The sequence below is a fragment of the Nocardia sp. NPDC003482 genome (genome assembly GCF_053588115.1).
On record NZ_JBSFPI010000002.1, the window covers coordinates 395,351 to 419,627 of the forward strand.

At 69.8% G+C, this 24,277-nt stretch carries 24 protein-coding genes and 1 riboswitch; of the genes, 18 read left to right on the forward strand and 6 right to left on the reverse strand.

Features of this window, described 5'->3' with window-relative positions:
• Nucleotides 1–8 precede the first annotated feature (8 nt).
• A complete protein-coding gene (locus ACWDSJ_RS05005; RefSeq protein WP_450029277.1) occupies nucleotides 9–527 on the forward strand; it encodes a flavin reductase family protein in 519 nt (172 codons plus the stop codon).
• Complete coding sequence (locus tag ACWDSJ_RS05010) at nucleotides 514–672, forward strand: hypothetical protein (protein WP_387358908.1); 159 nt, start codon at nucleotides 514–516, stop codon at nucleotides 670–672. Before ACWDSJ_RS05005 ends, ACWDSJ_RS05010 begins: the two co-directional genes overlap by 14 nt.
• A 1-nt stretch (nucleotide 673) precedes the next feature.
• On the opposite strand, the gene ACWDSJ_RS05015 is transcribed toward ACWDSJ_RS05010, so the two are convergent.
• Both ACWDSJ_RS05015 and ACWDSJ_RS05020 read right to left on the reverse strand, forming a co-directional pair.
• Nucleotides 674–1,291: a hypothetical protein gene (locus tag ACWDSJ_RS05015; protein WP_450029278.1), complete on the reverse strand. Its 618-nt coding sequence runs from the start codon at nucleotides 1,289–1,291 to the stop codon at nucleotides 674–676.
• A 111-nt stretch (nucleotides 1,292–1,402) separates the two neighbouring features.
• Nucleotides 1,403–1,999, reverse strand: coding sequence for a hypothetical protein (locus ACWDSJ_RS05020; protein ID WP_450029279.1), 597 nt, complete (start codon nucleotides 1,997–1,999; stop codon nucleotides 1,403–1,405).
• A 160-nt stretch (nucleotides 2,000–2,159) separates the two neighbouring features.
• Here ACWDSJ_RS05020 and ACWDSJ_RS05025 point away from each other — a divergent pair, with 160 nt between their 5' ends.
• The gene (locus ACWDSJ_RS05025) at nucleotides 2,160–2,795 is read left to right on the forward strand and encodes an LppU/SCO3897 family protein (protein ID WP_387358913.1); all 636 of its coding nucleotides are present in this window, start codon (nucleotides 2,160–2,162) and stop codon (nucleotides 2,793–2,795) included.
• Here the strand turns inward: ACWDSJ_RS05025 and ACWDSJ_RS05030 are convergent.
• Nucleotides 2,753–3,637 carry an SDR family oxidoreductase gene (locus tag ACWDSJ_RS05030; RefSeq protein WP_387358915.1) on the reverse strand — a complete coding sequence of 295 codons (885 nt, stop codon included), beginning with the start codon at nucleotides 3,635–3,637 and terminating at the stop codon, nucleotides 2,753–2,755. The two genes, ACWDSJ_RS05025 and ACWDSJ_RS05030, sit on opposite strands and share 43 nt — an antisense overlap.
• A gap of 147 nt (nucleotides 3,638–3,784) precedes the next feature.
• Nucleotides 3,785–3,878, forward strand: a riboswitch (SAM riboswitch).
• 12 nt (nucleotides 3,879–3,890) lie between these two features.
• Between ACWDSJ_RS05030 and ACWDSJ_RS05035 the strand changes: the two genes are divergently transcribed.
• The 13 genes from ACWDSJ_RS05035 to ACWDSJ_RS05095 all read left to right on the forward strand — a co-directional run bounded on the left by ACWDSJ_RS05035 (nucleotide 3,891) and on the right by ACWDSJ_RS05095 (nucleotide 18,057).
• Nucleotides 3,891–4,826 carry an amino acid ABC transporter permease gene (locus ACWDSJ_RS05035; protein ID WP_450029280.1) on the forward strand — a complete coding sequence of 312 codons (936 nt, stop codon included), beginning with the start codon at nucleotides 3,891–3,893 and terminating at the stop codon, nucleotides 4,824–4,826.
• On the forward strand, nucleotides 4,823–5,587 hold the full coding sequence (locus tag ACWDSJ_RS05040; protein ID WP_450029281.1) for an amino acid ABC transporter ATP-binding protein: 765 nt from the start codon (nucleotides 4,823–4,825) through the stop codon (nucleotides 5,585–5,587). The genes ACWDSJ_RS05035 and ACWDSJ_RS05040 overlap by 4 nt, the downstream gene beginning before the upstream one ends.
• Before the next feature lie 30 nt (nucleotides 5,588–5,617).
• Nucleotides 5,618–6,691 carry an LLM class flavin-dependent oxidoreductase gene (locus tag ACWDSJ_RS05045; RefSeq protein ID WP_450029282.1) on the forward strand — a complete coding sequence of 358 codons (1,074 nt, stop codon included), beginning with the start codon at nucleotides 5,618–5,620 and terminating at the stop codon, nucleotides 6,689–6,691.
• Complete coding sequence (locus ACWDSJ_RS05050) at nucleotides 6,688–8,292, forward strand: ABC transporter substrate-binding protein (protein WP_450029283.1); 1,605 nt, start codon at nucleotides 6,688–6,690, stop codon at nucleotides 8,290–8,292. The genes ACWDSJ_RS05045 and ACWDSJ_RS05050 overlap by 4 nt, the downstream gene beginning before the upstream one ends.
• A 4-nt stretch (nucleotides 8,293–8,296) precedes the next feature.
• On the forward strand, nucleotides 8,297–9,250 hold the full coding sequence (locus ACWDSJ_RS05055; RefSeq protein ID WP_450029284.1) for an ABC transporter permease: 954 nt from the start codon (nucleotides 8,297–8,299) through the stop codon (nucleotides 9,248–9,250).
• A complete protein-coding gene (locus ACWDSJ_RS05060; protein ID WP_450029285.1) occupies nucleotides 9,247–10,122 on the forward strand; it encodes an ABC transporter permease in 876 nt (291 codons plus the stop codon). The genes ACWDSJ_RS05055 and ACWDSJ_RS05060 overlap by 4 nt, the downstream gene beginning before the upstream one ends.
• The gene (locus ACWDSJ_RS05065) at nucleotides 10,119–11,735 is read left to right on the forward strand and encodes a dipeptide ABC transporter ATP-binding protein (protein ID WP_450029286.1); all 1,617 of its coding nucleotides are present in this window, start codon (nucleotides 10,119–10,121) and stop codon (nucleotides 11,733–11,735) included. Before ACWDSJ_RS05060 ends, ACWDSJ_RS05065 begins: the two co-directional genes overlap by 4 nt.
• Nucleotides 11,736–12,812 (forward strand): LLM class flavin-dependent oxidoreductase, encoded by a 1,077-nt coding sequence (locus ACWDSJ_RS05070; protein ID WP_450029287.1) that lies wholly within the window; start codon nucleotides 11,736–11,738, stop codon nucleotides 12,810–12,812.
• Nucleotides 12,813–12,820: 8 nt separating this feature from the next.
• Complete coding sequence (locus ACWDSJ_RS05075; protein ID WP_450029288.1) at nucleotides 12,821–14,185, forward strand: NtaA/DmoA family FMN-dependent monooxygenase; 1,365 nt, start codon at nucleotides 12,821–12,823, stop codon at nucleotides 14,183–14,185.
• Nucleotides 14,182–14,988, forward strand: a complete 807-nt coding sequence (locus ACWDSJ_RS05080) for a DUF1684 domain-containing protein (protein WP_450029289.1) — start codon at nucleotides 14,182–14,184, stop codon at nucleotides 14,986–14,988. Before ACWDSJ_RS05075 ends, ACWDSJ_RS05080 begins: the two co-directional genes overlap by 4 nt.
• Entirely contained in the window at nucleotides 14,985–16,118 is a 1,134-nt protein-coding gene (locus ACWDSJ_RS05085; RefSeq protein WP_450029290.1) for an LLM class flavin-dependent oxidoreductase, read from the forward strand. Before ACWDSJ_RS05080 ends, ACWDSJ_RS05085 begins: the two co-directional genes overlap by 4 nt.
• Before the next feature lie 37 nt (nucleotides 16,119–16,155).
• The gene (locus ACWDSJ_RS05090; RefSeq protein ID WP_450029291.1) at nucleotides 16,156–16,443 is read left to right on the forward strand and encodes a hypothetical protein; all 288 of its coding nucleotides are present in this window, start codon (nucleotides 16,156–16,158) and stop codon (nucleotides 16,441–16,443) included.
• Nucleotides 16,444–16,887: 444 nt separating this feature from the next.
• Complete coding sequence (locus ACWDSJ_RS05095) at nucleotides 16,888–18,057, forward strand: helix-turn-helix domain-containing protein (protein ID WP_450029292.1); 1,170 nt, start codon at nucleotides 16,888–16,890, stop codon at nucleotides 18,055–18,057.
• Here ACWDSJ_RS05095 and ACWDSJ_RS05100 read toward each other — a convergent pair.
• Nucleotides 18,036–18,695, reverse strand: coding sequence for an HAD family hydrolase (locus ACWDSJ_RS05100; protein WP_450029293.1), 660 nt, complete (start codon nucleotides 18,693–18,695; stop codon nucleotides 18,036–18,038). The genes ACWDSJ_RS05095 and ACWDSJ_RS05100 overlap by 22 nt on opposite strands.
• Nucleotides 18,696–18,788: 93 nt before the next feature.
• Between ACWDSJ_RS05100 and ACWDSJ_RS05105 the strand changes: the two genes are divergently transcribed.
• Both ACWDSJ_RS05105 and ACWDSJ_RS05110 read left to right on the forward strand, forming a co-directional pair.
• A complete protein-coding gene (locus ACWDSJ_RS05105; protein WP_450029294.1) occupies nucleotides 18,789–19,361 on the forward strand; it encodes a dihydrofolate reductase family protein in 573 nt (190 codons plus the stop codon).
• Nucleotides 19,362–19,506: 145 nt separating this feature from the next.
• Complete coding sequence (locus ACWDSJ_RS05110; protein WP_450029449.1) at nucleotides 19,507–20,940, forward strand: glyceraldehyde-3-phosphate dehydrogenase; 1,434 nt, start codon at nucleotides 19,507–19,509, stop codon at nucleotides 20,938–20,940.
• Here ACWDSJ_RS05110 and ACWDSJ_RS05115 read toward each other — a convergent pair.
• Together ACWDSJ_RS05115 and ACWDSJ_RS05120 are read right to left on the reverse strand one after the other, a co-directional pair.
• Nucleotides 20,871–21,554 carry an alpha/beta fold hydrolase gene (locus tag ACWDSJ_RS05115; RefSeq protein ID WP_450029295.1) on the reverse strand — a complete coding sequence of 228 codons (684 nt, stop codon included), beginning with the start codon at nucleotides 21,552–21,554 and terminating at the stop codon, nucleotides 20,871–20,873. The genes ACWDSJ_RS05110 and ACWDSJ_RS05115 overlap by 70 nt on opposite strands.
• Before the next feature lie 6 nt (nucleotides 21,555–21,560).
• Nucleotides 21,561–24,275, reverse strand: a complete 2,715-nt coding sequence (locus ACWDSJ_RS05120) for a fumarate reductase/succinate dehydrogenase flavoprotein subunit (protein WP_450029296.1) — start codon at nucleotides 24,273–24,275, stop codon at nucleotides 21,561–21,563.
• Nucleotides 24,276–24,277: the final 2 nt, after the last annotated feature.

The window sequence follows — 24,277 nt, forward strand, 5'->3', positions numbered from 1 at the left end:
AGTGGAACATGTCCGAGCTGACCGAGATCCCCGCCGACGGCGCCGGTCTGCGCCGCGCGTTCGCGGCGTTCCCCAGCGGCGTGGTCGCGGTGTGCGCCGAAATCGACGGCACCGCACACGGATTGGCGGTGAGCACCTTCGTGCCGGTGTCGCTGGATCCGCCGCTGGTGTCGTTCTGCGTGCAGAACAGCTCGACCACCTGGCCGCGCCTGACCGCGGCCAGCCATCTGGGCCTGAGCCTGCTCGGGCTGGACCAGGAGGGCGCGGCCCGATCGCTGAGTTCGCGGGTGGGCGACCGGTTCTCGGGATTGGAGCTGCATCGCGGCAACGGGCACGCCCTGTTCGTGGGCGGCGCGTCGGCCTGGATCGAGGGCAGCGTGGAGACCCAGGTGCCCGCGGGTGACCATCAGGTCGTCATCCTGCGCATCCAGCGCCTGGCCACCCGCGCCGATGTGGACCCCCTGGTCTTCCACGGCAGCCGGTTCCGGCGGCTGCATCCGGAGGGGGCCGTGCATGGAGCGGCGTGAAACACCCTCGGCGCGTGCGGTTCTCGCCGAGGATCTGCGGCGCTGGGCCGAGAACTGGCGCGACTCGGCCGAATCCGGCTCCGGCCGCTGGTCGTGGGTGAACCTGGACTGGATCGGCAGCGTGATCGGCCCGGCCTCGCTCTGACTCACAGCGGGTGCGACGGCCGGAAGCACAACCGTCGTCGCCTGCCCGCGCTCGGGCTGGTGTGCTCGACCACCGCCGCGGCCAGCCCGCGCGCCTCGATGTCGTGGCGGCCCATGTCCTGGCTGAACCCGTCCAGGTGAATCAGCGTGTGCCGGATCAGCATCGGGGCCACATCGGGTGGTTCGGTGCAGGCCCGGCGATAGTCCGCCGCCGCGCGCGGATCCTCGGTGAGCGCGGCCAGCGCCCCGATCCGCACCCGCTGGGTGAGGCCCGACCAGACGCGGGCCTCCTCGGGGCCGCGGATCCGCCGCCAGCCGCCGCGGTAGTCCAGATCGCGGATGATGTCGTCGGCGGGTTTGCCCAGCCGCGTCTCGCACACCACCGCCCACAGCGCGCACAGCCAACTCAGCGCGCGCAGCGTGTGCAGCGGCTCGCGGCGCGTCCCGAGTTCCTCCTCGGCCTCGTCGTGGGTGTCCAGATTCACCCAGCGGAACACCAGCGACTCGACCTCGATCAGGAAGCCGCCGGGCAGATCCTCGACGTCGGGCCGCCCGATCCGTACCGCGCGGCCCGACACCAGATCCCGCAATTCGACCATGTCCGCATCAGCGGTCCGCACCCATCGGTGCGATTCCCTGGTCATTCGCAGGCCCCCAGGTCGGTACGTCCGGGCGCGATACCGCCCCCACGGATTGAGCCACGAATCCGACCGGCCCGCAAGCGTTCATTTTCAGGGCTGCCCGTTCAGCACGGCCGTGACCGCGTCCGCGAACGGCTGTCCGCCGGTGGCGTACGCCCCCGCGATCGCGCCCACGACCAGCCCGATCGGCCCGGTGATCAGACTGAAGAAGCCCAGTCCGAGAACGGTTCCGAGCAGCCCGCCCAGCACGCCGCCGACGACCAGCCCGACCACGTTGCGATTGATCTGATCGGTGAGCCGCGCCATCGAGTCCACCGGCTGCATCTCGCCGATCTCCTGCGGCGTCGCCCGCGGCTCGAGCCGGAGTTCGTGCCCGTCCTCGGAAACCCGCTGGGCCACATGGACGGTGGTGTTCGACATCCGATAGCTGAGCGGTACCTCGGCGCGCACCGCGCCCGTATCGTCGCGCAGGACGACCCGATCATCGGTGACCTCGAAGCGCCCGCCGCTCACCGTCGTGGTCGACACCCGCGACGCCTCGGTCAGGACGGTATGGTAGGCGATCCCGGATTCGGTTCCGGTGGCGGCGATTTCGCGAGCCGGCGGCTCGGCGTGAACCGTCCCCGCGCAGATTCCGAGTGCGGCGATGGTCGGGATAGTGCTGACGGCGTACGTGCCGAACCTCATCCAGTCGTTCCTTTCGCTCCAGCTGCATCGAGCCCGATGCGCACACACGGTTACCCACCCGGAACGCTGGTTATGCGAGGAGAAAATCAATCCGTTCACAACTCGACTGGGCGGTGCCGGGTGGTGTAAGCATTTCCTCGTTCGGGGAAAGGACGTGGGTGTGGCACGGCGACGGGTTCAGGCCGGTTTGAAGCTGGGCGGTTTCGTCCTCGGCGGCGCGCTGATGCTGGCGGCCCTGGGCGCCGTGGCCCTGTCGATGAGCGGCAAACCCGCTGAGCGCACGGCGAATCCGCGCGCCGCGGCGTCGTTCGCGCCCGTCCCGAGCGCCACCGGCGCGGCGCCGAGCCCGGATGTCACCGAGCCCGCGCCGCCCGCCGCGCCGCTGGTCCTCAACAAGGGCGCCGAGCAGGGCCTCCCGGGTTTGGATGTGGCCGTGGGCGATTGCGTCACGCTCGGTGAGAACACCGTCGAGAAGACCTCGTGCGCAGCGGGTTCCGGGTATCGCGTCGCGGATCGGGCCGCGGGCAACGCGCAGTGCCCGGCCGACGCCGATCGGACGTTCCCGCGCGCGCTGCCCGGCGGCGATCACGACAGCCTGTGCCTGGACGTCAACTGGGTGGTCGGCGGCTGCATGGATCTGACCGGGACCCCGCATCCGGTGGACTGCGCCGCGCCCGGCCGGGTGCGCGTGGTGGGCGTCAAGCAGGGCACCGCGGACGTGAACACCTGCTCGGCGTCGGATCGCGGCGTGGTCTACAGCCAGCGGCGATTCGTGGTCTGCGTGTCCTCGCGCTGAGGCGCGGCCGGAAGTAGTCGCGCGAAGCGGTCGTTCGCCGCGCGCATGACCCGTTCGTAGGGCCACGCCCACTTGCGGGCGAACCAGTACGCGATCCGGATGTCGGGGGAGGTGTGCACCAGGAAGCGGTTGTGCCGGATTCCGGCGAGGATCCGGTCGGCCACCTGTTCCGGCGTCGCCGCCCGGCCCACGAAGGCGTTGCGCAACTTGGCGATTCGCGGATCGTCCGGCGCGACGCCCACGATCTGCACGGTCTCGACCAGCGGGGTGCGCACCGCGCCCGGCACGACCAGGCTCACCCCGATGTCGTGCCGTTCCAGATCGAAGCGCAGCACCTCCGAGATCCCGCGCAGCCCGAATTTGGCCGCGCTGTAGGCCGCGTGCCAGGGCAGTGCGAGCAGGCCCGCCGCCGAGGACACGTTCACCAGATGCCCGCCCCGCCCGGCGCGCACCATCGGCGGCACGAACGCCTCGATGATGTGGATGGGCCCCATCAGATTCACCTCGACCATGGACCGCCAGTGCCGGTGTTCGAGGTTCTCCACCGTGCCCCAGGCGGAGATGCCCGCGATGTTCATGACCACGTCGAGGCTGCCGTGCTCGGCGTGCACCCGGTCCGCCCAGGCCGAGACGGCCGCGTGGTCGGTGATGTCCATCGGGTGGGCGTCGAGGACCTCGCCGCCGGAGGCGCGGATCAGCTCGACCGTCTCGGCGAGGCCGTCGGCGGCGATGTCGGTGAGCAGCACGCGCGCGCCCGCCCGCGCGGCGGCCACGGCCGTGGCCCGGCCGATGCCGCTGGCCGCCCCCGTGACGAGGCATTTCCGATCGGTCAGATCCCTCATGAACTCCCCTGGACGATGTGGAACCACACAGTTTTCCACACCCTAGCTATTACGAACATTGTTGTACACAGCGAGCGCTGCCAACAGTTCGACTCACGCTGATCGGGACGGCAGACACCCACCGCGTTCGTCCGTTAATTTCGAATCCACCCATCCAGAGCGGTTGAGAGACCTGGCTCGACGAGACCGCAGCAACCCCCCGGGAGCCGGGTGCGGGTGCTACCGCCAGGACCGATGGAGGATCGCGATTCCCATGACCACAGTGGCCGCTGTCGACTCCGTCCCCGACACCACCGAGGACGCCCTGCCGGTCGTGCGCACGCGACACCCCTGGCGCTGGCTGGTGGGCGCGGTCGCGCTGGTGCTGGTCGCCCAGTTCGCGCACGGGCTGATCACCAATCCCGGTTGGGACTGGTCCACGTTCGCCCGCTACTTCACCGCGCCGTCGGTGCTCGCGGCGCTGCGGCTGACCGTGGAGCTCACCTTCTGGGGCACGCTGTTCGGCTTCCTGCTCGGCATCTGGCTGGCCGTGGCGCGGCTGTCGAAAATCCCTGTGCTGCAGGTCATCGCGTGGGTGTACGTGTGGGCGTTCCGTTCCATCCCGCTGATCGTGCAGCTGTTGTTCTGGTTCAACATCGCCTATCTGTACAAGCGGATGTCGATCGGGATCCCGTTCGGCCCGGCGTTCTTCAGCTTCGACGTCAACGGCGTCCTCAGCGGATTCACCGCCGCCGTGATCGGGCTGGCGTTGCACCAGGCGGCCTACTCGGCCGAAATCATCCGCGCCGGAATCATTTCCGTGGATCCGGGCCAGCTGGAGGCGGCCAAATCGCTGGGCCTGCCGTGGCGGCGGCAGTTCTTCACCATCGTCGCCCCGCAGGCCATGCGCGGCATCCTGCCCAACGCGGCCAACGAGGTGATCAGCCTGTTCAAGGGCACCTCGATCGTGTCGGTGATGGCCATCGCGGAGCTGTTCTACCAGGTGCAGGTCGTCTACGGCCGCAACGGCCGGGTGGTGCCGCTGCTGATGGTGGCGACGGTCTGGTACATCGTGCTCACCAGCGTGCTGAGCGTCGCGCAGTACTACATCGAGCGCCACTTCGCCAAGGGCAGCCAACGCGAGCTGCCGCGCACGCCGTGGCAGCGGGTGCGCGCCAAGATCACCGAGATCACGGGGGAACGCCGGTGAGCGAGTACACGGTCGAATTACGCGGCGTGCGTAAACGTTTCGGGTCCGAGGAGGTGCTGCGCGGGATCGATCTCGCGGTGCGGCCCGGCGAGGTGACGGCGATCCTGGGCCCGTCGGGTTCGGGGAAGTCGACGCTGCTGCGGGTGGTCAATCACCTCGAGAAGGTCGACGCGGGCACGGTGCGGGTGGCCGGGGAGATGGTCGGCTACCGCCGCAAGGGCGCGAAACTGCACGAGCTGAGCGAGCGCGAGATCCTGCGGCAGCGGGCGCGCATCGGCTTCGTGTTCCAGAACTTCAATCTGTTCCCGCATCTGACGGTGCTGGAAAACGTTGCGCTGGCGCCGGTTTCGACGCAGCGGCGGCGCCGGTCCGAGGTCGAGGCCGAGGCGCTGGAACTGCTCGACCGGGTCGGGCTGGCGGACAAGGCCCGGGAGTATCCGCGGCGGCTGTCCGGCGGCCAGCAGCAGCGCGTGGCCATCGCGCGGGCGCTGGCCCTGCGCCCGCAGGTCGTGCTGTTCGACGAACCCACCTCGGCGCTGGATCCCGAACTGGTCGGCGAGGTGCTCGACGTCATCCGCGACCTCGCCCGGGACGGGGCCACCCTGGTCATCGTCACCCACGAGATTGGCTTCGCCCGCGAGGTCGCCGACACCGTGGTGCTGATGGACGCGGGCCGGATCGTGGAACAGGGTCCGCCCGCCCAGGTGCTGGACAACCCCACCCACGCCCGCACCCGAGCCTTCCTCGCCCATGTGCTCTAGCGGCCCCGCCGAGTTCGAAGGACACCGCGCGTGAAATTCCTGTTGCTGACTCTCATCACCCACCGGCCCGATCCGGTCACCGGCGCGGTCGAGACGCCCGCGCGGCGGCTGGGCCGGGTGGTCGAAAGCGCCCGGCTCGCCGAGGAACTCGGCTATGACGGCTTCGCCGTCGGTGAGCGGCACGAGGATCCGTTCATCTCGTCGTCGCCGCCGGTGGTGCTCAGCCACATCGCGGCGGTCACCTCGTCGCTGGCGCTGTTCACCGGCGTGACCACGCTGAGCCTGCTGGATCCGGTGCGCGCCTTCGAGGACTACTCGACCCTGGACAATCTGTCGGGCGGGCGGCTCGAGCTGATCATCGGCAAGGGCAACGGGGCCGCGCAGGCGCAGCTGTTCCATGTCACCACCGAGGATCAGTGGGATCGCAACCGCGAGGGCTACGACCTGTTCCGGCTGCTGTGGGCGAACGATTCGGTCACCTGGAGCGGTCGGTTCCGCCCGTCGCTGACCGCGGCCAAGGCGCTGCCGCGGCCGTTGCAGCCGCGGCTGCGCATCTGGCACGGCAGCGCGACCAGCCGCGAATCGATGGAATACGCCGCGGCGCACGGTGATCCGGTGTTCTCGGCCAACGTCACCTACCCGATCGAGCCGTACGCCGAGCTGATCGACCACTACCGCGAGCGCTGGGCCGCGCACGGTCACGATCCGGCCGCGGCGCTGGTGGGCGCGGGCACCGCCGGATTCCATGTGGCCCGTGACTCGCAGGACGCGGTGCGCGCGTACGAGCCGATCTTCCGGGCGCGGCTCGAGATCGCGCGAAAGCACAACCAGCCCATCGTCTTCGACACCGTCGAGGACTTCGTCGAGCGCAGTTCCGCGCTCATCGGCAGCCCGCAGCAGGTGCTCGACAAGGTCGAGCGCTATCACGAGCGGCTCGGCCACGAGGTGATCCACCTGTCCGCCGACGGCGACGGGTTCACCGACAAACAGCACCGCGAGAGCCTCGAGCTGTTCCAGGCCGAGGTCGCGCCCGAACTGCGCCGCCGCATCCCGAGCCGCCCGCTGGGCGCGCGGCGACATCTCACCGAAGGATCCACCCGATGAAACGACCCCTGGCCCTGCTCGGCGCTCTGGCCGCGACCGTCTCGCTGGCCGCGTGTGGCGCCGACTCCGCCGGAGGCGACGACGCCGGTCCGCCGCGGCCCGGTGGCACCCTGCGCTACGGCCTGTCCCAGGCGCCGACCTGCTCCGATCCCGCGCAGGCGGGGACCAATCAGACCATCTACGTGGCCCGCCAGATCGTCGACTCGCTGGTCGATCAGGATCCCGCCACCGGCAAGATCGTGCCGTGGCTCGCCGACTCCTGGACCGTGGGGCCCGACGCGCGCAGCTTCACCTTCCATCTGCGCGAGGGCGTCACCTTCAGCGACGGCACCCCGCTGACCGCCGACTCGGTGCGCAAGAACTTCGACGCGATCGTGCGCCTCGGCGGGGTCAAGGCGCCGCTGGGGGCCAGCTATCTGGCCGGATACACCGGCACCACGGTCGTGGACCCGCAGACCGCGCGCGTCGACTTCGCCGCGCCGAACGCCCAGTTCCTGCAGGCGGTCTCGACCCCGCAGCTGGGCATTCTCGCCGACGCCGACACCGCGAAGTCGGCCGACGAACGCTGCCTCGGCACGAATATCGGCAGCGGGCCGTTCACCTACGCCGAATACAAGCAGGGCGCCTCGGCGACCCTGGTGAAGCGGGCCGGATACCATTGGGGCTCGGCGGTTTTCGCGAACAAGGGCGAGGCGTATCTGGATCGCATCGTGTTCACCGTCATCCCGGAATCGGGCGTGCGCACCGGCAGCCTGTCCTCGGGACAGCTCGAGGCCGTGAGCGACGCGCTGCCGCAGGACGCCCCGCAGATCGAGGCGGCGGGCGGGAAGGTCCTCACCTTCGCGAATCCGGGCATCCCGTTCGGGTTGCAGCCCAATGTGACTCGCGGGCCGCTGCGCGATCCGGCGGTGCGCGCGGCGCTGCGCACCGCGATCGACCGCAAGGAACTGGTCGACACCGTCCTCGGTCCGCAGTTCAAGCCCGGCACCAGCACCCTCGCCAGCTCCACCCCCGGCTATGCCGACCTGTCGGATCAGCTGCGCCACGACCCCGAGGCCGCGCGCCGCGCCCTCGACGCGGCGGGCTGGGCGCCGGGTCCCGACGGCATTCGCGTCAAGGACGGGCAGCGGCTGTCGTTCGGGGTGCTGTTCAGCGCGGTGTTCGCCGGGAACCAGGCCATTCTCGAACTGGTGCAGCAGCAGGTGCGCGCGGTCGGCATCGAGCTGCGGCTGGAACTGGTGTCCGGCAACGAGGCGACCGCTCGCCAGAACAGCGGCGATTTCGACGTCACCTACTACAACACCACCCGCGCCGACGGCGACATCCTGCGCACCACCTTCGGGGTGGACCAGCGAAACCTCAACCGGCGCGGCCCGATTCCGCGACTGGACCAGGTGCTCACCGACGAACTCGCCGCCACCGATCCCGCCGCACGCGCCCAGCTGATCGGACAGGCGCAGCGGCTGGTGCTCGACGAGGGGCTGTGGATTCCCACGGTCGAGCTGTCCCAGGCGATCGGCGCCGCGAGCACCGTGGTGGATCTGAAGTTCGAGGCGTCGGGCCGGTTGCAGTTCCACGATGCCTGGTTGCGGGGACGGTGATCCGATGGCCCGCTATCTGATCGTCCGCGTGGCGCAGGCCGTGGCCGTGCTGTGGGCGGCGTTCACCGGCTCGTTCGCGGTGCTGTACCTGCTGCCCGGCGACCCGGTGGAACTGGCGGCCGGGGCCACGCCCGGCACCCCCGTCGATCCGGCCGCGATCGCCGAGATGCGGGCGCGCTACGGGCTGGATCAGCCGCTGTGGCAACAGTATTGGACCGCGCTCACGCACGCGCTGCGCGGCGATCTGGGCCGGTCGCTGACCACCGGCCAGACCGTCACCGGGGCGATCGCGGAGGCGCTGCCGTCCACGCTCGCGCTGGCCGCGCTGACGCTGGCCCTGGCGGTGGTGGTCGGCGGCGCGCTCGCCCTCGCCGCCTCCTACACCCGAAGGGCTTGGCTGCGCGGGCTTTTGACATCGCTGCCGCCGATCGGCGCGGCCGCGCCCACGTTCTGGGTCGGTTTGCTGCTGCTGCAACTGTTCTCGTTCCGGTTGCGGCTGTTCCCGGCCTTCGGCGGGGCGGGGCTGAAGGGCGTCGTGCTGCCCGCGGTGACGCTCGCGATTCCGGTGGGGGCGGTGATCGCGCAGGTGCTCTACAGCGGGCTCGCACAGACGTGGCGGCAGCCGTTCGTGGAGGTGGCCTTCGCCAAAGGCGCCTCGCGCCGGTGGATTCAGCTGCGGCACGTGCTGCGCCCGGCGGTCGCGCCCGCGCTGACCATCGCCGGGGTGTGGGTCGGCACGGTGCTGGCCGGATCGGTGGTCGTCGAGACCGTGTTCTCGCGCGCGGGCATCGGTCGGCTGACCCAGACCGCGGTGCTCAACCAGGACATTCCCGTCGTGCAGGGCATCGTCGTGCTCACCGCGGTGGCCTTCGTGCTGGTGAATCTCGCCGTGGACCTCGTTCTTCCCCTGCTCGATCCGAGGGTCGTGCGGGTCACCGGATCGGAGGCGAACAGATGACGGACGCGGCCGCGGCTTCCCCCGCCGACGTCACCCCGCTCGGCGTCCCCGCGTGGTCGAGTGTCGGAAAGACGCTGCGGGACAACATCTTTCTGGGCTCGGCGGTGCTGCTGCTGATCCTGGTGACCGGCTGGGCGGTGGTGCCGTCGCTGTTCGCGGGCCGCGATCCGCTGGTCGGGGTGCCCGCGGAGAAGTTGCGCGGGCCCAGCGCGCGGCACTGGTTCGGCACCGACAACCTCGGCCGCGACCTCTACACCCGGGTCGTGCACGCGGCGGCGCTGTCGCTGACCGCGACCGTGGCCGCGGTGCTGCTGGGTCTGGTGGTCGGATCGCTCATCGGCCTGGTCGCGGGTTCGCTGGGCGGCGTGGTCGATTCGGTGACCATGCGGATCGTCGATGTGCTGCTGTCGATTCCGGAGCTGCTGACCGCGCTGGCCCTGGTGACCGTGCTCGGCTTCGGCACCCGCAATGTCGCCGTCGCGGTGGGGGTCGCGCTGATCGCGCGGTTCGCGCGGGTGATGCGCGCGGAGGTGCTGCGGGTGCGGCGCGCGCCGTATGTGGAGGCGGCCTTCGCCGCGGGCGTGCGCTGGCCGACGGTGCTGGCCCGGCACATCCTGCGCAACGCCTACGCGCCCGTGGCCGCGCTGGCGGCGGTGGAGTTCGGGGTCGCGGTGCTGGCGGTCTCGTCGCTGAGCTTCCTCGGGTACGGCGCGGTGCCGCCGACGCCGGAATGGGGTTCGCTGATCTCCGAGGGCCGCAACTACCTCGCCACCGCGTGGTGGATGACCACATTGCCGGGTCTGGTGATCGTGGCGGTGGTGCTCGCCGCCCAGCGCATCGCCCGCGCCCTCGGACAGGACGGCGCCCGATGACCGCGCGGGGCACCGAACCGCTGCTGCGGATCACGGATCTGCGGGTCGAATATCCCGCCACGGTCGCCGTGCGCGGCGTCTCGCTCGAGGTCGCGCCGGGGGAGACCGTCGCGCTGGTCGGCGAATCCGGTTCGGGCAAGTCCACTCTCGCGCACGCCGTCATCGGACTGCTGCACGGCGGCGCGATCACCGGCGGCCGCGTCGACTTCGCGGGCGAACGGCTCGACGACGCCCCCGAACGCGCGCTGCGCCGAATCCGCGGCGCGCGTATCGGTTTCGTGCCGCAGGATCCCGGCACCTCGCTGAATCCGGTACTGCGCATCGGCGATCAGGTCGGCGAGGCGCTGCGGGTGCACGGCCGCGCCACCCGCCGCACCGCGTGGGCGCAGGCGGTGGCCATCCTGGACGAGGCCGGGCTGGACCGCCCGGAGCTGCGGGCCCGGCAGTATCCCCAGGACCTGTCCGGCGGACAGCGGCAGCGGGTGCTCATCGGCATCGCGCTGGCCTGCCGTCCCGAGTTGATCATCGCCGACGAGCCGACCAGCGCGCTCGACGTCACCGTGCAGCGCCGCATCCTCGACCATCTGGCCGCCCGCGCCGCCGAGGCCGGAACCGCCGTGCTGCTCATCACCCACGATCTGGGCGTGGCGGCCGATCGCGCCGACCGGATCGTGGTGCTGAAACAGGGCGAGATCGTCGAAACCGGCGACACCGCAACGATTCTCGGCGACCCACGGCACGCCTACACCCGGCGGCTGCTGGACGCCGCGCCGAGCCTGGACACCGCGCTGCGGCCCCCGCGCCCGCCCGCCGACGCCCCGTTGCTGTCGGCGACGGGCCTGCATCGGACCTTCCGGATCGGCCGCCCCGCCACCGTCACCGCCGTCGACGACGTATCGCTGCACGTCGATCGCGGGGAGACGCTGGCGCTGGTCGGTGAATCCGGGTCGGGTAAGACCACCACCGCCCGCATCCTGGCGCGGCTCGAGCGCGCGGACGCGGGCACGATCACCTTCGACGGCCACGATATCGGGCGGCTGCGCGGCGAGCGGCTGCGCGAACTGCGCCGCCGGATCCAGATCGTGTACCAGAACCCTTATGCCGCACTGAATCCCAAGCTCACCGTCGAGCAGATCGTCGCGGAACCGTTGGGCGCGTTCGGCGTCGGCGACCGGGCCGAGCGCCGCGCCCGCGTCGCCGAGCTGCTCGATCAGGTCGCGCTGCCCGCGGAGTACGGCCGCCGCCACCCGGCCGAACTGTCGGGCGGGCAGCGCCAGCGCGTCGCCATCGCCCGCGCGCTGGCCCTGCATCCGGATCTGGTGGTGCTCGACGAGCCGGTGTCGGCGCTGGACGTGTCGGTGCAGGCGCAGATCCTCGACCTGCTCGAGCGGCTCCAGACCGAACTGGGGCTGGCCTATCTGTTCATCACCCACGATCTGGCCGTGGTCCGGCGCATCGCGCACCGGGTGGCGGTGATGCACGGCGGCCGCGTCGTCGAGACCGCCACGACCACCGACCTGTTCCACCGGCCCGGCCACGACTACACCCGCGAACTGCTGTCGGCGATCCCGGGGGCCACCCGGACCGCGAACGCCATCGAAAGGACGGCCTGAATGTCGCAGCCGAATCCCCCGCTGCTCGGCATCGAATTGCCCGGCACCGGAACGCATCCCGCGTCCTGGCGGCGCGCCGACTCGCGGGCCGAGGAGTTGTTCACCGCCGAGTACTGGCTCGACGCGATCACCGCGGCCGACGCGGCGGGGCTGGATCTGGTCTTCCTGCCCGATTCGTTCGCATTGCAGGTCGAGGGCGCGGTGGGGCGGCTCGAGGCGGTCGGGATCGCCGCGCGGGCGGCCGCGGCGACGCATCGGATCGGGTTGATTCCCGAGGTACCCGTCACCCACACCGAACCGTTCCACGTGTCCAAGGCCATCGCGAGCCTGGACTTCGCCACCCACGGCCGGGCGGGCTGGGAGGTCGGCGTCTCGGCCGGGCAGGCCGGGCTGTTCGGCCGCAAGGGTGAACAGGACGCGCCGTCGCGGTGGCACGAGGCCGACGAGGTCGTGGAGGTGGTGACCCGGCTGTGGGACAGCTGGGAGGACGACGCGGAGATCCGCGACGAGACCACCGGGCGGTTCATCGATCGGGACAAGCTGCACTACATCGACTTCGCGGGCGACAACTTCTCGGTGAAGGGCCCGTCGATCACGCCGCGCCCGCCGCAGGGGCAGCCGCTGGTGGCGGTGCGCGCCGCGGACGCGCACAGCACCCGGGTCGCGGTCCACCGCGCCGACCTGATCCGCGTCGCCGCGACGGATCTGGACGAGGCCGCGCGCGTCCGCGGGGAACTGCGCGGCGCGATCGCCGCCGCCGGACGCGATCCGAACCTGGTGCGGGTGTTGCTCGACCTCGACGTGCACCTCGCCGAGACGCCGGAGGCGGCCGCCGCCGACCTCGACCGGCTCGAGGCGTGGACGCCCACCGCGTCGAACACGTTGCGGCACATCGGGACTCCCGCTTCCCTGCGGGCGCTGCTGGCCGAGGTCCGGACCGAGTGCGCGGGCGACGGCGTGGTGCTGCGGCCGCTGGCCGTGGCCGCGTTCGTGACCCGGCTCCCGGCGGTGGCCCCGACCCTGCGCGACCGGCTCGGCCTGCCGCGTCCGATCAACCGCTACGCGCTCACCGCCTGAGGACGGATATGCCGAACGACAAGGTACGCAAGCAGATTCACCTCGCCGCCCACTTCCCGGGCGTCAACAACACCACGGTCTGGAGCGATCCGGACTCGGGCAGTCAGATCGAGTTCGAGTCCTTCGCGCATCTGGCGCGGTCCGCCGAGCGCGCGCTGTTCGACTTCTTCTTCCTCGCCGAGGGGCTGCGGCTGCGCGAACACCGGGGGCGGATCCACGATCTGGACGTGGTGGGGCGGCCCGACACCTTCACGGTGCTCAACGCGCTCGCCGGGGTCACGGATCATCTCGGTCTGGCGGGGACGATCAACACCACCTTCAACGAGCCGTTCGAGCTGGCCAAGCAGTTCGCGACGCTGGATCACCTGTCCGGCGGGCGCGCGGCCTGGAACGCGGTCACCTCCTCGGACGCGTTCACCGGCGAGAACTTCCGGCGCGGCGGCTATCTCGACCACGCCGACCGCTACCGCCGCGCGGCGGAGATCGTCGACGCGACGCGGGCGCTGTGGGACAGCTGGCGGCCGGACGCGCTGGTGGTCGATCGGGAGCGCGGGGTGTTCGCGGCGCCCGCGCCGACGGTCCGGTTCACCAGCTCGCAGTTCGACATCGAGGGCCCGTTCGTGCTGCCGCGCAGCCCGCAGGGCTATCCCGTGCAGATCCAGGCCGGTGATTCCGACGAGGGCCGGGAGTTCGCCGCCGCCAAGGCCGACGCGATCTTCAGCCGCCACGGCGAACTCGAGGACGGGCAGCGTTTCTACACCGATGTGAAGTCCCGGCTCGCGAAATACGGTCGCGCCCGCGACGATCTGAAGATCCTGCCCGCCGCCACCTTCGTGCTCGGCGACAGCCCGGCCGACGCCGAGGAGCGGGCCCGGCACATCCGGTTGCAGCAGGTCGGCCCGCAGACCGCGATCGCCTTCCTCGAACAGGTCTGGGGCCGTAACCTTTCCGGCTACGACCCGGACGGCCCGCTGCCCGAGGTGGATCCGGTCGACAATGTGAACATCACCCGTGGCCGGGTCCGGCACGCCAAGGATCCGCGCGCGGTGGCCGACGCGTGGCGGGCGCGGGCCGAGGCGGAGAAGCTCAGCATCCGCGAGCTCATCATCGAGGTGACCGCCCGGCAGCAGTTCGTCGGCACGCCCGCCGCGGTGGCGGCGGAGATCGACCGCTATGTGCAGAGCGACGCGGCCGACGGTTTCGTCCTGGTTCCGCACATCACCCCGCACGGTCTCGACGAATTCGTCGACAAGGTCGTCCCGGAGTTGCAGGAACTGGGCAGCTTCCGGACCGAGTACACCGGCGCGACCCTGCGCGAACACCTGGGCCTGCGTCACCCCCATCGGAGCAGTGAAGGAGTACGGGCGTCATGACGGCTGTGACCACCGAATTCGAACAGCAGTGGCGGGCCTGGCACGCCGAGCGGGAGGCGTGGGCGCGCGAACCGCTGGGCTGGCTGAGCCTGACCGGACTGCACTGGCTGGGGGAGCGGGACGAGGTGGTGGACGGATTGCCGGGGCGCTGGCGGGGATCCGGGGACACGGTCGTCGTCACCGCGGAAGCCGCGGACGGTCTCGTCCTGGATGGTGAAACATTGTCCGGGACAACGGAACTCACGCCCGGTGAGGGCGCGCCCGGATTGCTCGTGCGGGTGGGGGAGCGGGCGGTGGAGGTGATCCGGCGGACCGGGTTGTTCGCGCTGCGGGTGCACGATCCGGCCGCGCCCACGCTGGCGGCGCTCACGGGAATCCCTGCGTACGAACCGGATTCGCGATGGGTGGTGCGGGGGACGTTCGCGCCCTACGCGGCCGTGCGCACCGTGACCACGGGAGCCGTGGTGGCGGGGCTGGAACATCATCATCCGGCCGCCGGGACCATCGCCTTCAGCCTCGACGGGGACGAGCATCGGCTCGTCGCCTTCGGTGACCCCGAGGCCGGGCTGCGGGTGCTGTTCACCGACGCCACCAGCGGCGTGACCACCTATCCCGGCGCGCGCGTCCTTTCCGTCGGCGTGCCCGACGCCGACGGCGGGGTGCGGCTGGACTTCAACCGCGCCCAGAATCTGCCCTGCGCGTTCACCGCCTTCGCCACCTGCCCCGTCGCACCCGCCGAGAACCGGCTGTCGATCGCGGTGGAAGCCGGTGAGCGCGACCCGCGTTCGGAGGTGACCCGATGACCGTCCCACTCTCGATTCTGGATCTGTCGCCCGTCAGCGCGGGTTCGACGCCGCAGCAGGCGCTGCGCAATACGATCGATCTGGCACAGCACGCGGAGGCGTGGGGGTATCGGCGCTTCTGGTTGGCCGAGCATCATTTCGTCCGTGTCGCCAGTTCCGCGACGACGACCCTGATCGGTCTGGTCGCCGCGGCCACGAAGACGATCCGGGTGGGTTCGGCCGCGGTGCAGCTGGGTCAGCACACCTCGGCCTCGGTCGTCGAGGCGTTCGGCACCATCGACGCGCTGTACCCCGGGCGCCTGGACCTCGGCCTCGGCCGCTCCGCCCACCGCCTCGCCCAGTTCCGCGCGGCCGGAACCAAACCGGTCCCGATCCCGCAGCGCCCCACCGAGGTTCGCGACGGCGTCGTCATCCCGCCGCCCTTCTCCCCCGGCCAGGTCCTCGACACCTCCCGCCTCGCCGCCACCTTCGAGGCCCTGCAACTCCCCGGCGCCCAATCCCTCGACTACACCGAACAGGTCGGCCAGATCCGCGACCTCCTCGCGGGCACCTACCGCGGCTCCGACGGCGTCCCCCTGCACGCCGTCCCCGGCGAGGGCGCCGACGTCGAGTTGTGGCTGTTCGGCAGCAGCGGCGGCGAAAGCGCCCAACTGGCCGGCCGCCTGGGCCTCCCCTTCGCCGCCAACTACCACGTCTCCCCCGGCACCATCCTGGAAACCGTCGCCGCCTACCGCGACTCCTTCCACCCCACCGACCACCACCCCCACCCCTACCTCGTCGTCTCCGCAGACGTAGTCGTAGCCGAAGACGAACCCAAGGCCAAACACCTCGCCTCCACCTACGGCCACTGGGTCTACAGCATCCGTAGCGGCGCCGGCGCCGCCGACTACCTGGACCCCGACACGGCCCCACCCCTGACCGACCAACAGGAACGCCTGGTCCGAGACCGCACCACGACCCAGTTCGTCGGAACACCCGCGAGCGTGGCGGCGCGGCTGCGTTCTCTCCAACAGCTCACGGGGGCAGACGAATTGGTGATCACCAGTGTTACTTATGACCATGAGGATCGGTTGAATTCGCATCGGTTGTTGGCGCAGGAGTGGGGGTTACAGCACGTCCGAGCGGCATGAGTCCCGACCCGGGCCCGCGATGAACCAGAGTCCCAACGTGGTGCTCGAGGCGACTGGAGTCACGTACTACTCACCGCAGGACGAGGCCGCGTTCTTCGGCTGGCTCGAAAAGATCGGCTGCATCGAGTCTTATCGAGGTCACTCGCGAACCCTGTACCTGACCATCGATCTCGACGCCGTCGATGAAGAGGACCTGCGTGAGCTCGTCGCGCTGTACACCCGATACAAGATCGACCTGAAGGAATTGCGCGCGTTGAACGCGACTCGTGTCGGTCAGTGGTTCAGTGACCCCGAGCGCTGGTGGCATGCGGAGGTCTTCGGGTAGGTACCGCGTCCGATCCGCCCGACCCTGACTCGCACCTACGCACCGACCCCCCCGAGCCTCGAACGCCCCCTGCCGAACCTCTTCGATCTCGACATAGACCCGATCGCCCACCCGAAGGTCGAAAAGATCGTTTCGATCGACAACGGAAAGGTGAAACCAGGCCAGCATCCCGCCCGCCCTCGCAACCACTCCGGTGCCCTTGCGAACATCCCACCGGTAAACCTCGGCGACCTCCACCCGGCCTCCTCCATACGATTCGGTCGGCCACCATCCTCCCATTCGACGATGGCTGAGCGCACTCGAATGGTTCGGCACGGCAACGACTTCCGTTCCAATATGGAGACTTCGCGAACACGAGAGGCGAGGTCCCCGAAACCCGTGTCGCGACTGCCGAGATCGATCTACCGTGGCCCCATCCACCGATGAGATGGGCGGCGACTCCGAATGGCGATCACGAAGTGGACGGGTGTGGAGGTCAAGACGATCCGCGTGGACGCACTGCGGGTCACGCAGCGAGAACTGGCCGAGATCTTGGGTGTCTCGGAAGGCGTTGTGCAGAAATGGGAACAGCGCGGGCCTACGATCACGCTGGCGGGTGCGTTCGCGGCGGCCATGGATACGGTTTATGAGCGTTTGACGGACGCTCAGCGTGATCGCCTCGGCCCGGCCATGCGACCCGAAACTCCTCGAGGTGGGAGTGACCAGCTCAGCAATGCCATCGCGGCGCGGATGCCAGTCCTCCGCCACGTGCTGGATCGTCACGATCTTCCAGAGGACGGTCCGGTCCGGAGGATCGACGAATTGGCGCAGACTGTCGAAGCCGTTGTGGAGTACCGGCTCAATTCGGACTATCTTCGCCTTCTCTGTGAACTGCCTTCGGTGTTGTCCGAACTGCACCGTGCGCGATCGAGTTTCAGTGGATTCGGTCAGGAGAGGGTGAATGCCCTGCTGGCGCAGGCGTATCGCGCGGCCGACGCGGTCGCCGACAAGTTCGGGTACGCCGATTTGTCGTCGCGAATCATCGACATGATGAGGGATGCGGCGAAACGGGCGGGCGACGAGGTGCTGCTTGCGGCATCCGCCTATGTACGTACGGAATTGTTCTTCCGAAGTCGTCAGCACTCCATGGGACGCAAACTGCTCGAGTTGGCGGCCGACGAAGTCGACCCGAGTCGTTCCGTCGGGGACGCCGCTGCCTTCGGTTCGCTGCACATGCGAGCCGCGGTGGTGGCGGCGCGGGATTTTCGGTCGGTAGAGGCGCGTGCGCATCTGAGCGAAGCCGATCGCATGGCTTCTCGGGTGCCTGAAAGCGTTTACGCCGGAACGGCTTTCGGCCCCGAGTCAGTGCGGATACATCGCGTCTCGCTCGCCGTGGAATTGGGCGATATCGGAGCCGCGCTTACCGAGGCTCGGGATTGGCGGCCGTCCGCCCAGCGGGTGCCTGCCGAGCGGTGTTCGCACTTCCATATCGACGTCGCCCGCGCGCACCTGCTGGGTGGTGATCACGAGGGTGCGATGGCGGCGTTGTATTCGGCGCGTTCGGTGGCGCCGCAGCATACGCACAGTCATCCGTTCGTGACGGACATGCTGGATCAGCTCGGGGGTTGGCGCTGAGACATCAGGAGGTCAGCCAGGTCTGTCAACGAGTCCACTACCCAGTCGGCCAGGTTGTCTCGGCGGACTTGGTCTGCCCACAGGTGTCCCCAGGGGCCGCGACGTACCAGGGCGCATTGGAGTCCTGCCGCGCGGGCGGGGATGAGGTCGTTGTCGCGGTGGTCGCCGACGTAGAGGATCCGGTGGCGGGGGCCGGGGGCGAAATCGGCCACGCGGTCGAAGAATTCATGGGCGGGTTTGGCTACGCCCCACTCTCCGGAGGTGGCGATGGCGTCGCAGGGGAGGGCCAGTCGGCGCAGTAGGTGGGCCGCGCGGGCGGTTTGGTTGCCCGCTATGCCGATCCAGAGGCCGGCGGATCGTAGGGCCGAGAGGGCTGGGCGGACGTCGGGGTAGAGGTCGGCTTCCGTTATCCGCTCGCCGTGACCGGCGGCTTCTCTACGCTCGCGCTCGTGGTTCAGGTCGAAGCCGGGACGGAAGTATTGAAAGGTGAACGCATTGTCGTGTCCGGCTGCGGTCACCGCGCCGAGGACCGCCGAGAAGGTGTGCCGGGGGACGCCGAGCCAGTCGGCCCAGGCGGCGAATTCGCGGGTGTCGTCGAGGAGGGTCTCGCCCACGTCGAACACGACCGAATGAATCATCGGTGTTCGAGTGTATGGAGCGGGCGGTGCGATTAGTTTCGCGCCCGGGTCCGGTCTACCTCTTCACAAGCGGCTGAATAAAGGAGACCCACCATGACCACCACCTACACCTTCGATGTCTTCATGAGTCTCGACGGGTTCGGCGCGGCCGGGGGTGACTGGAGCGGGTATTGGGGGAAGCAGGGGCCCGAGTTGCTCGATCATCGGCTGGCGTTGTACAGCCAGGAGCAGCGAGTTGTGTTGGGGGCCAACAGTTATCGGTTGTTTTCTCAGATGTTGACCGAGAACTCGCATGCGGGGGATGCTTGGGGTGAGGCGTTCTTCAATCTGCCCGCGACCGTGGTGTCCACCAGTCTGAGCGAGCCGCTCGAGTGGCCGGACGCCACGCTGGTGAGCGGGGATGCCGTCGATGTGGTGGCGAAGCTCAAGGAGGAGTCGAGTGTGCCGCTGATCTCGCACGGGTGCCTGTCGATGAATCGCGCCCTGATGGCGGCGGGGCTGGTCGATCGGGTGCAGGTGACGGTGTTCCCGGTGATCACGGGGCGGACGGGGGTCGATCCGATCTTCGGGGGCGCGGAGGACTTCGATCTCGAGCTGCTCGAGACCCGCACCCTCGACGGCCGCATCCAGGAACTCGTCTACCGCCCCACCCTGCACACCTCGTGACCGGACCTCACAGCGTCGCGGCCGCCGCCTGTGAATATTTCCGCACTGCCTAGCATCGTCACCACATCTCCCGACCCCCTGAGGACCTGTGGTGAACGACAACCATCTCGACAACTGGAACGCGCGTGAGGCCCTGGCGGAGGCGATGATTCCGATCATCGGGAGGCTGTATCGGGACAAGGGCGTGACCGTGCTGCTGCACAGCCGGTCCCTGGTGAACAAGTCCGTGATCAAGATCCTGCGCACGCACCGGTTCGCGCGGCAGATCGAGGGGGCGGAGCTGTCCATCGATCAGACGATGCCGTTCCTCGAGGCGCTCGCCGACCTGGATCTGGGACCCTGCAAGGTCGATCTCGGACGGCTGGTGATGGCCTACCGCGCCGACGATCGGGGCCTCACCATTCCCGAGTTCACCGCGGCCGTGCTGGCCGATGTCATCGACGGGAACAAGGCCGAACCGCAGGGGCCGCGCGACGTCGTGCTCTACGGGTTCGGCCGGATCGGGCGGCTGGTCGCCCGCCTGCTCATCGAGAAGGTCGGCTCGGGCAACGGGCTCAACCTGCGGGCCGTAGTGGTCCGCAAGGGCGGCGCGGGGGATCTCGCCAAACGCGCGTCGCTGCTGCGCCGGGACTCGGTGCACGGCCAGTTCGACGGAACCATCAAGGTCGACCCCGACAACGACACCATCATCGCCAACGGCACCGTCATCCGGTTCATCTACGCCGACGACCCGACGACGATCGACTACACCGAATACGGCATCTCCGACGCCATCCTCATCGACAACACCGGCAAATGGCGTGACCGCCAAGGACTTTCGCAACACCTGCGCCCCGGCATCGCCAAGGTCGTGCTGACCGCCCCCGGCAAGGGCGACGTCCCCAATGTCGTGCACGGCGTCAACCACCGCACCCTCGACCTGTCCGAGCGCGTCTACTCCTGCGCCTCGTGCACCACCAACGCCATCGTCCCGCCGCTGAAGGCCATGGAGGACGAGTACGGCATCGTGCGCGGCCACGTCGAGACCGTGCACTCGTTCACCAACGACCAGAACCTGCTCGACAACTTCCACAAGGCCGACCGCCGCGGCCGCAGCGCCCCGTTCAACCTGGTGCTCACCGAGACCGGCGCGGCCTCGGCGGTCGCCAAGGCCATGCCCGATTTCCGGGCCAAGATCACCGGCAACTCGATTCGCGTTCCCACACCGGATGTTTCGGTGGCGATCCTGAACCTCCAACTGCGCCGCGAGACCACCAAGGCCGAGGTGCTCGACTACCTGCGCCGGGTCTCGCTGTCCGGCCCGCTGAGCCGCAACCTCGACTACACCGCCGCCACCGACGTGGTCTCCAGCGATTTCATCGGCTCCCGCGCGGCCTCCATCGTCGACGCCAACGCCACCATCGTCGACGGCGACACCGCCATTCTGTACCTGTGGTACGACAACGAATTCGGCTACTCGTGCCAGGTCGTGCGCACGGTGCAGTACATCTCGGGCATCGAGTACCCGACCTATCCGGAGGAGATCGTCCCCAGCAGGATCTCCGTCATGAGCGCCGTCCCGTCGGCGAGCACATTGTGACCGGACTCCACGGCGTGCACCCGCCAGTCGGGGTCGGCGAGTAGACGCTCGTAGGTCGGGGTGAACGGGCTGCCGGGAAAACGCGTGGCGTACACGTAGTCCCGGCGGCGGAATCGGTGCTCGGCCCCGCTGAGCCGCACCCGTTGGACCAGCGAGGCCAGCGGGTGCGGGGTCGCGCGGGCGTCGAAGAACGGGAGCGGTTCGACGCCGAGACCGTCGGCCCCGGCGCCGTCGATGTACCACCGCCGCTGTTCGTCGTTGGTGAGCGACCAGGCGGAGTCCCCGTTCTCCGGGACGAACGCGTCCACGTAGACCAGGGCGTCGATCCGCTCCGGCGCCCGATCCGCGACCGCGCTCACGACCATCCCGGCGTAGCTGTGACCGACCAGGATCACGTCCTCGAGGCGCTCGTGGACGAGCAGCGAGAGCACGTCGTCGATGTGGGTGTCCAGGTTGATCGACCCGCCGATCAGGTGGGAGCGGTCGCCGAGCCCGGTCAGCGTGACCGCGTACGCCTGGTGGCCGTGGTCACGCAATCGCCGGGCCAGCGGCTCGAACCACCAGCCGCCGTGGCACGCGCCGGGAATCAGAACGAAGGTGCTCACCGTCGGCATTCTGCATCATGTGAGCGCCTTGCGGGCGTATGCGCGCACGTCGGCGTCCGAATCGTCCAGCGCCGCCGCCAATGCCGCGCGCGCTCCCGCGTCGCCCGGCCAGCCGCTGAGGGTGAGCACGGCGGCCTTGCGGACGTCCGGGTGCGGGTCGTCCAGCGCGGTGCGCAGCGGTTCCACGGCCGCCGCCGCGCCCGGCCCGGCCAGTCCGCGGGCCGCGCCCTCTCGCACCTGCCAGGCCGAATCCCGCAGCGCCGCACCGAGAATGGGCACGTCGCCGACGTCACCGAGTGCGGCGAGCGCCGCGAGCGCGGCCGCGCGCACCAGGGGATCGCGGTCGTCCACCAGGGCCCGGACGGTTTCCGCGCCGCCGCGCCCGACGGTGGCCAGACCCTTCGCCGCCGCCACCCGGACCTCGCGGTTCTCGTCGTGGGCCGCCGCGGTGAGCGCGGCCCAGTCGTCCACGGACACCAGCGCGTGCACGCCCGCGATCCGCACCCGGTGATCGGGGTCGACGACCGCCTTCCCGAACAGCTCCGCGTGCGCCGGATTCCGGTCCGCCGCGCGGGCGCCCAGGGCGCGCAGCAGATCCACCACCGCCGCCCGCACCTGCGGATCCGGCGATTCGGCGTGCCGCGCCAATTCCCCTGGTCCGGGCAGGATTTCGACCAGTTCCCGCAGCCCCGACACGGCGGCGCCGCGCACCGAGGCGGCGGGATCGCCCAGCGCGGTGACGAGCGCGTCGGCGAAACCGTCCGGGGTGCCCTCGGTGATGGTGGCCAGCGCCGTCACCCGCACGCGCGGATCGGGATCGTCCAGATACGACCGCAATTCGAGCAGATCGGGCGCGTCCAGCGACAACAACTGCGCGATGCGCGGTGCGGCCGCGGCGGCGTCGTTCTCGTCCGCGCGCGCCCGCGACCGGGACACGACCGCCGTCGCGCCGCCGGTGCGCGGCGGCCCGGTGACCAGCGCGGGTTCGGCGACCGCGAGCGGTGCGTTCCGCTCGGACGGAATATCGGCGAATTCCGGCACCGGCACGAAATACGGCGCCACGGGTCGCTTCAGGAACTCCATCTCCCCGGCCGCGGTCTTGCGCAGGTTCAGGTGGTAGCGCCAGTCGGCGTCCGCGCGTTCGGGCAGATCGGCGCGGGCGTGATAGAGACCCCAGCGGGATTCGGTGCGGGTCAGCGACGAACGGGCCGCCATCTCCGCGCAGTCGCGGATGAAACTCACCTCCGCGCACCGCATCAGCTCGTGCGGGGTGGCCGCGCCCATGACCTCGATCTCGGCCCGCATGCGCTCGAAGGTCTCCACCGCCAGCGACAGCTTGGTGGCCGTCTTCGGCGGGGCCACATAGTCATTGACGAAACGTCGCAGCTTGTACTCGACCTGCGGTTGCGGCGGGCCGTCGGGATTGCGCAACGGCCGGTAGATCAGCTCGTGCGCGGCGGCCAGCTGATCCTCCGGAAGCCCTTGCGGCGCGGCCACTTCCGTGAGCGTCGAGGCCGCGTGCGAGCCCGCGAGATCACCGTAGACGAACGCCCCGATCATGTAGTTGTGCGGCACGCACGCCAGATCTCCGGCGGCGTACAGACCGGGCACCGTCGTGCGCGCGTGCTCGTCCACCCACACCCCGGACGCGGAATGCCCACTGCATAAACCGATCTCGGAGATGTGCATCTCGATGTCGTGGGTGCGGTAGTCGTGCCCGCGGTTGGCGTGGAAGGTGCCGCGGGTGGGGCGCTCGGTGGTGTGCAGGATGCCCTCGAGGGCGTCGAGGGTCTCCTCGGGCAGATGCGAGACCTTCAGATAGATGGGCCCGCGGGCGGATTCGATCTCCCGCTTCACCTCGGCCATCATCTGACCGGACCAGTAGTCCGAATCCACGAACCGCTCGCCCTGGGCGTTGACCTGGTAGCCGCCGAACGGATTCGCGACATACGCGCAGGCCGGGCCGTTGTAATCCTTGATGAGCGGATTGATCTGGAAGCATTCGATACCCGACAGCTCCGCCCCGGCGTGATAGGCCATGGCGTAGCCGTCCCCGGCGTTGGTCGGATTCTCGTAGGTGCCGTACAGGTAGCCCGACGCCGGAAGTCCCAGCCGCCCACAGGGTCCGGTCGCGAGGATCACCGCCTTCGCGCCGACCGCCACGAATTCTCCGGTGCGCGTGTGCAATGCGGCCGCGCCGACCGCCCGGCCGCCGTCGGTGAGCACGCGCACGGGCATGAGGCGGTTCTCGATGCGGATGCGTTCGCGCATCTTCCGTTGCCGCAGCACGCGATACAGCGCCTTCTTGACGTCCTTGCCCTCCGGCATGGGCAGCACGTACGACCCGGACCGGTGCACGCGGCGCACCGCGTACTCGCCGTAGGCGTCCTTCTCGAACTTCACCCCGTACCGTTCCAGCCGTTGCACCATGGCGAAACCGCGGGTCGCGGTCTGATAGATGGTGCGCTGGTTGACGATTCCGTCGTTGGCGCGAGTGATCTCCGCGACGTAGTCCTCCGGTTCGGCCTTGCCGGGGATGACGGCGTTGTTGACCCCGTCCATCCCCATGGCCAGCGCCCCGGAGTGGCGGACGTGCGCCTTCTCCAGCAGCAGCACGTTCGCGCCCTGTTCGGCGGCCGTCAGCGCCGCCATCGTGCCCGCGGTGCCGCCCCCGATCACCAGCACATCGCAATCCATGCGGACGGTGTCGGCGAGTTCCGGTATCAGCATCG

What these genes read in the sequence shown, in the direction of transcription:
- ACWDSJ_RS05005 (WP_450029277.1), top strand. Translation starts at nt 9, where the DNA reads ATGTCCGAGCTGACCGAGATCCCCGCCGACGGCGCCGGTCTGCGCCGC.
- ACWDSJ_RS05010 (WP_387358908.1), top strand. Translation starts at nt 514, where the DNA reads ATGGAGCGGCGTGAAACACCCTCGGCGCGTGCGGTTCTCGCCGAGGAT.
- ACWDSJ_RS05020 (WP_450029279.1), bottom strand. Translation starts at nt 1,999, where the DNA reads ATGAGGTTCGGCACGTACGCCGTCAGCACTATCCCGACCATCGCCGCA.
- ACWDSJ_RS05030 (WP_387358915.1), bottom strand. Translation starts at nt 3,637, where the DNA reads ATGAGGGATCTGACCGATCGGAAATGCCTCGTCACGGGGGCGGCCAGC.
- ACWDSJ_RS05035 (WP_450029280.1), top strand. Translation starts at nt 3,891, where the DNA reads ATGACCACAGTGGCCGCTGTCGACTCCGTCCCCGACACCACCGAGGAC.
- ACWDSJ_RS05050 (WP_450029283.1), top strand. Translation starts at nt 6,688, where the DNA reads ATGAAACGACCCCTGGCCCTGCTCGGCGCTCTGGCCGCGACCGTCTCG.
- ACWDSJ_RS05055 (WP_450029284.1), top strand. Translation starts at nt 8,297, where the DNA reads ATGGCCCGCTATCTGATCGTCCGCGTGGCGCAGGCCGTGGCCGTGCTG.
- ACWDSJ_RS05060 (WP_450029285.1), top strand. Translation starts at nt 9,247, where the DNA reads ATGACGGACGCGGCCGCGGCTTCCCCCGCCGACGTCACCCCGCTCGGC.
- ACWDSJ_RS05065 (WP_450029286.1), top strand. Translation starts at nt 10,119, where the DNA reads ATGACCGCGCGGGGCACCGAACCGCTGCTGCGGATCACGGATCTGCGG.
- ACWDSJ_RS05070 (WP_450029287.1), top strand. Translation starts at nt 11,736, where the DNA reads ATGTCGCAGCCGAATCCCCCGCTGCTCGGCATCGAATTGCCCGGCACC.
- ACWDSJ_RS05075 (WP_450029288.1), top strand. Translation starts at nt 12,821, where the DNA reads ATGCCGAACGACAAGGTACGCAAGCAGATTCACCTCGCCGCCCACTTC.
- ACWDSJ_RS05080 (WP_450029289.1), top strand. Translation starts at nt 14,182, where the DNA reads ATGACGGCTGTGACCACCGAATTCGAACAGCAGTGGCGGGCCTGGCAC.
- ACWDSJ_RS05085 (WP_450029290.1), top strand. Translation starts at nt 14,985, where the DNA reads ATGACCGTCCCACTCTCGATTCTGGATCTGTCGCCCGTCAGCGCGGGT.
- ACWDSJ_RS05095 (WP_450029292.1), top strand. Translation starts at nt 16,888, where the DNA reads ATGGCGATCACGAAGTGGACGGGTGTGGAGGTCAAGACGATCCGCGTG.
- ACWDSJ_RS05100 (WP_450029293.1), bottom strand. Translation starts at nt 18,695, where the DNA reads ATGATTCATTCGGTCGTGTTCGACGTGGGCGAGACCCTCCTCGACGAC.
- ACWDSJ_RS05105 (WP_450029294.1), top strand. Translation starts at nt 18,789, where the DNA reads ATGACCACCACCTACACCTTCGATGTCTTCATGAGTCTCGACGGGTTC.
- ACWDSJ_RS05110 (WP_450029449.1), top strand. Translation starts at nt 19,507, where the DNA reads ATGATTCCGATCATCGGGAGGCTGTATCGGGACAAGGGCGTGACCGTG.
- ACWDSJ_RS05115 (WP_450029295.1), bottom strand. Translation starts at nt 21,554, where the DNA reads ATGCCGACGGTGAGCACCTTCGTTCTGATTCCCGGCGCGTGCCACGGC.
- ACWDSJ_RS05120 (WP_450029296.1), bottom strand. Translation starts at nt 24,275, where the DNA reads ATGCTGATACCGGAACTCGCCGACACCGTCCGCATGGATTGCGATGTG.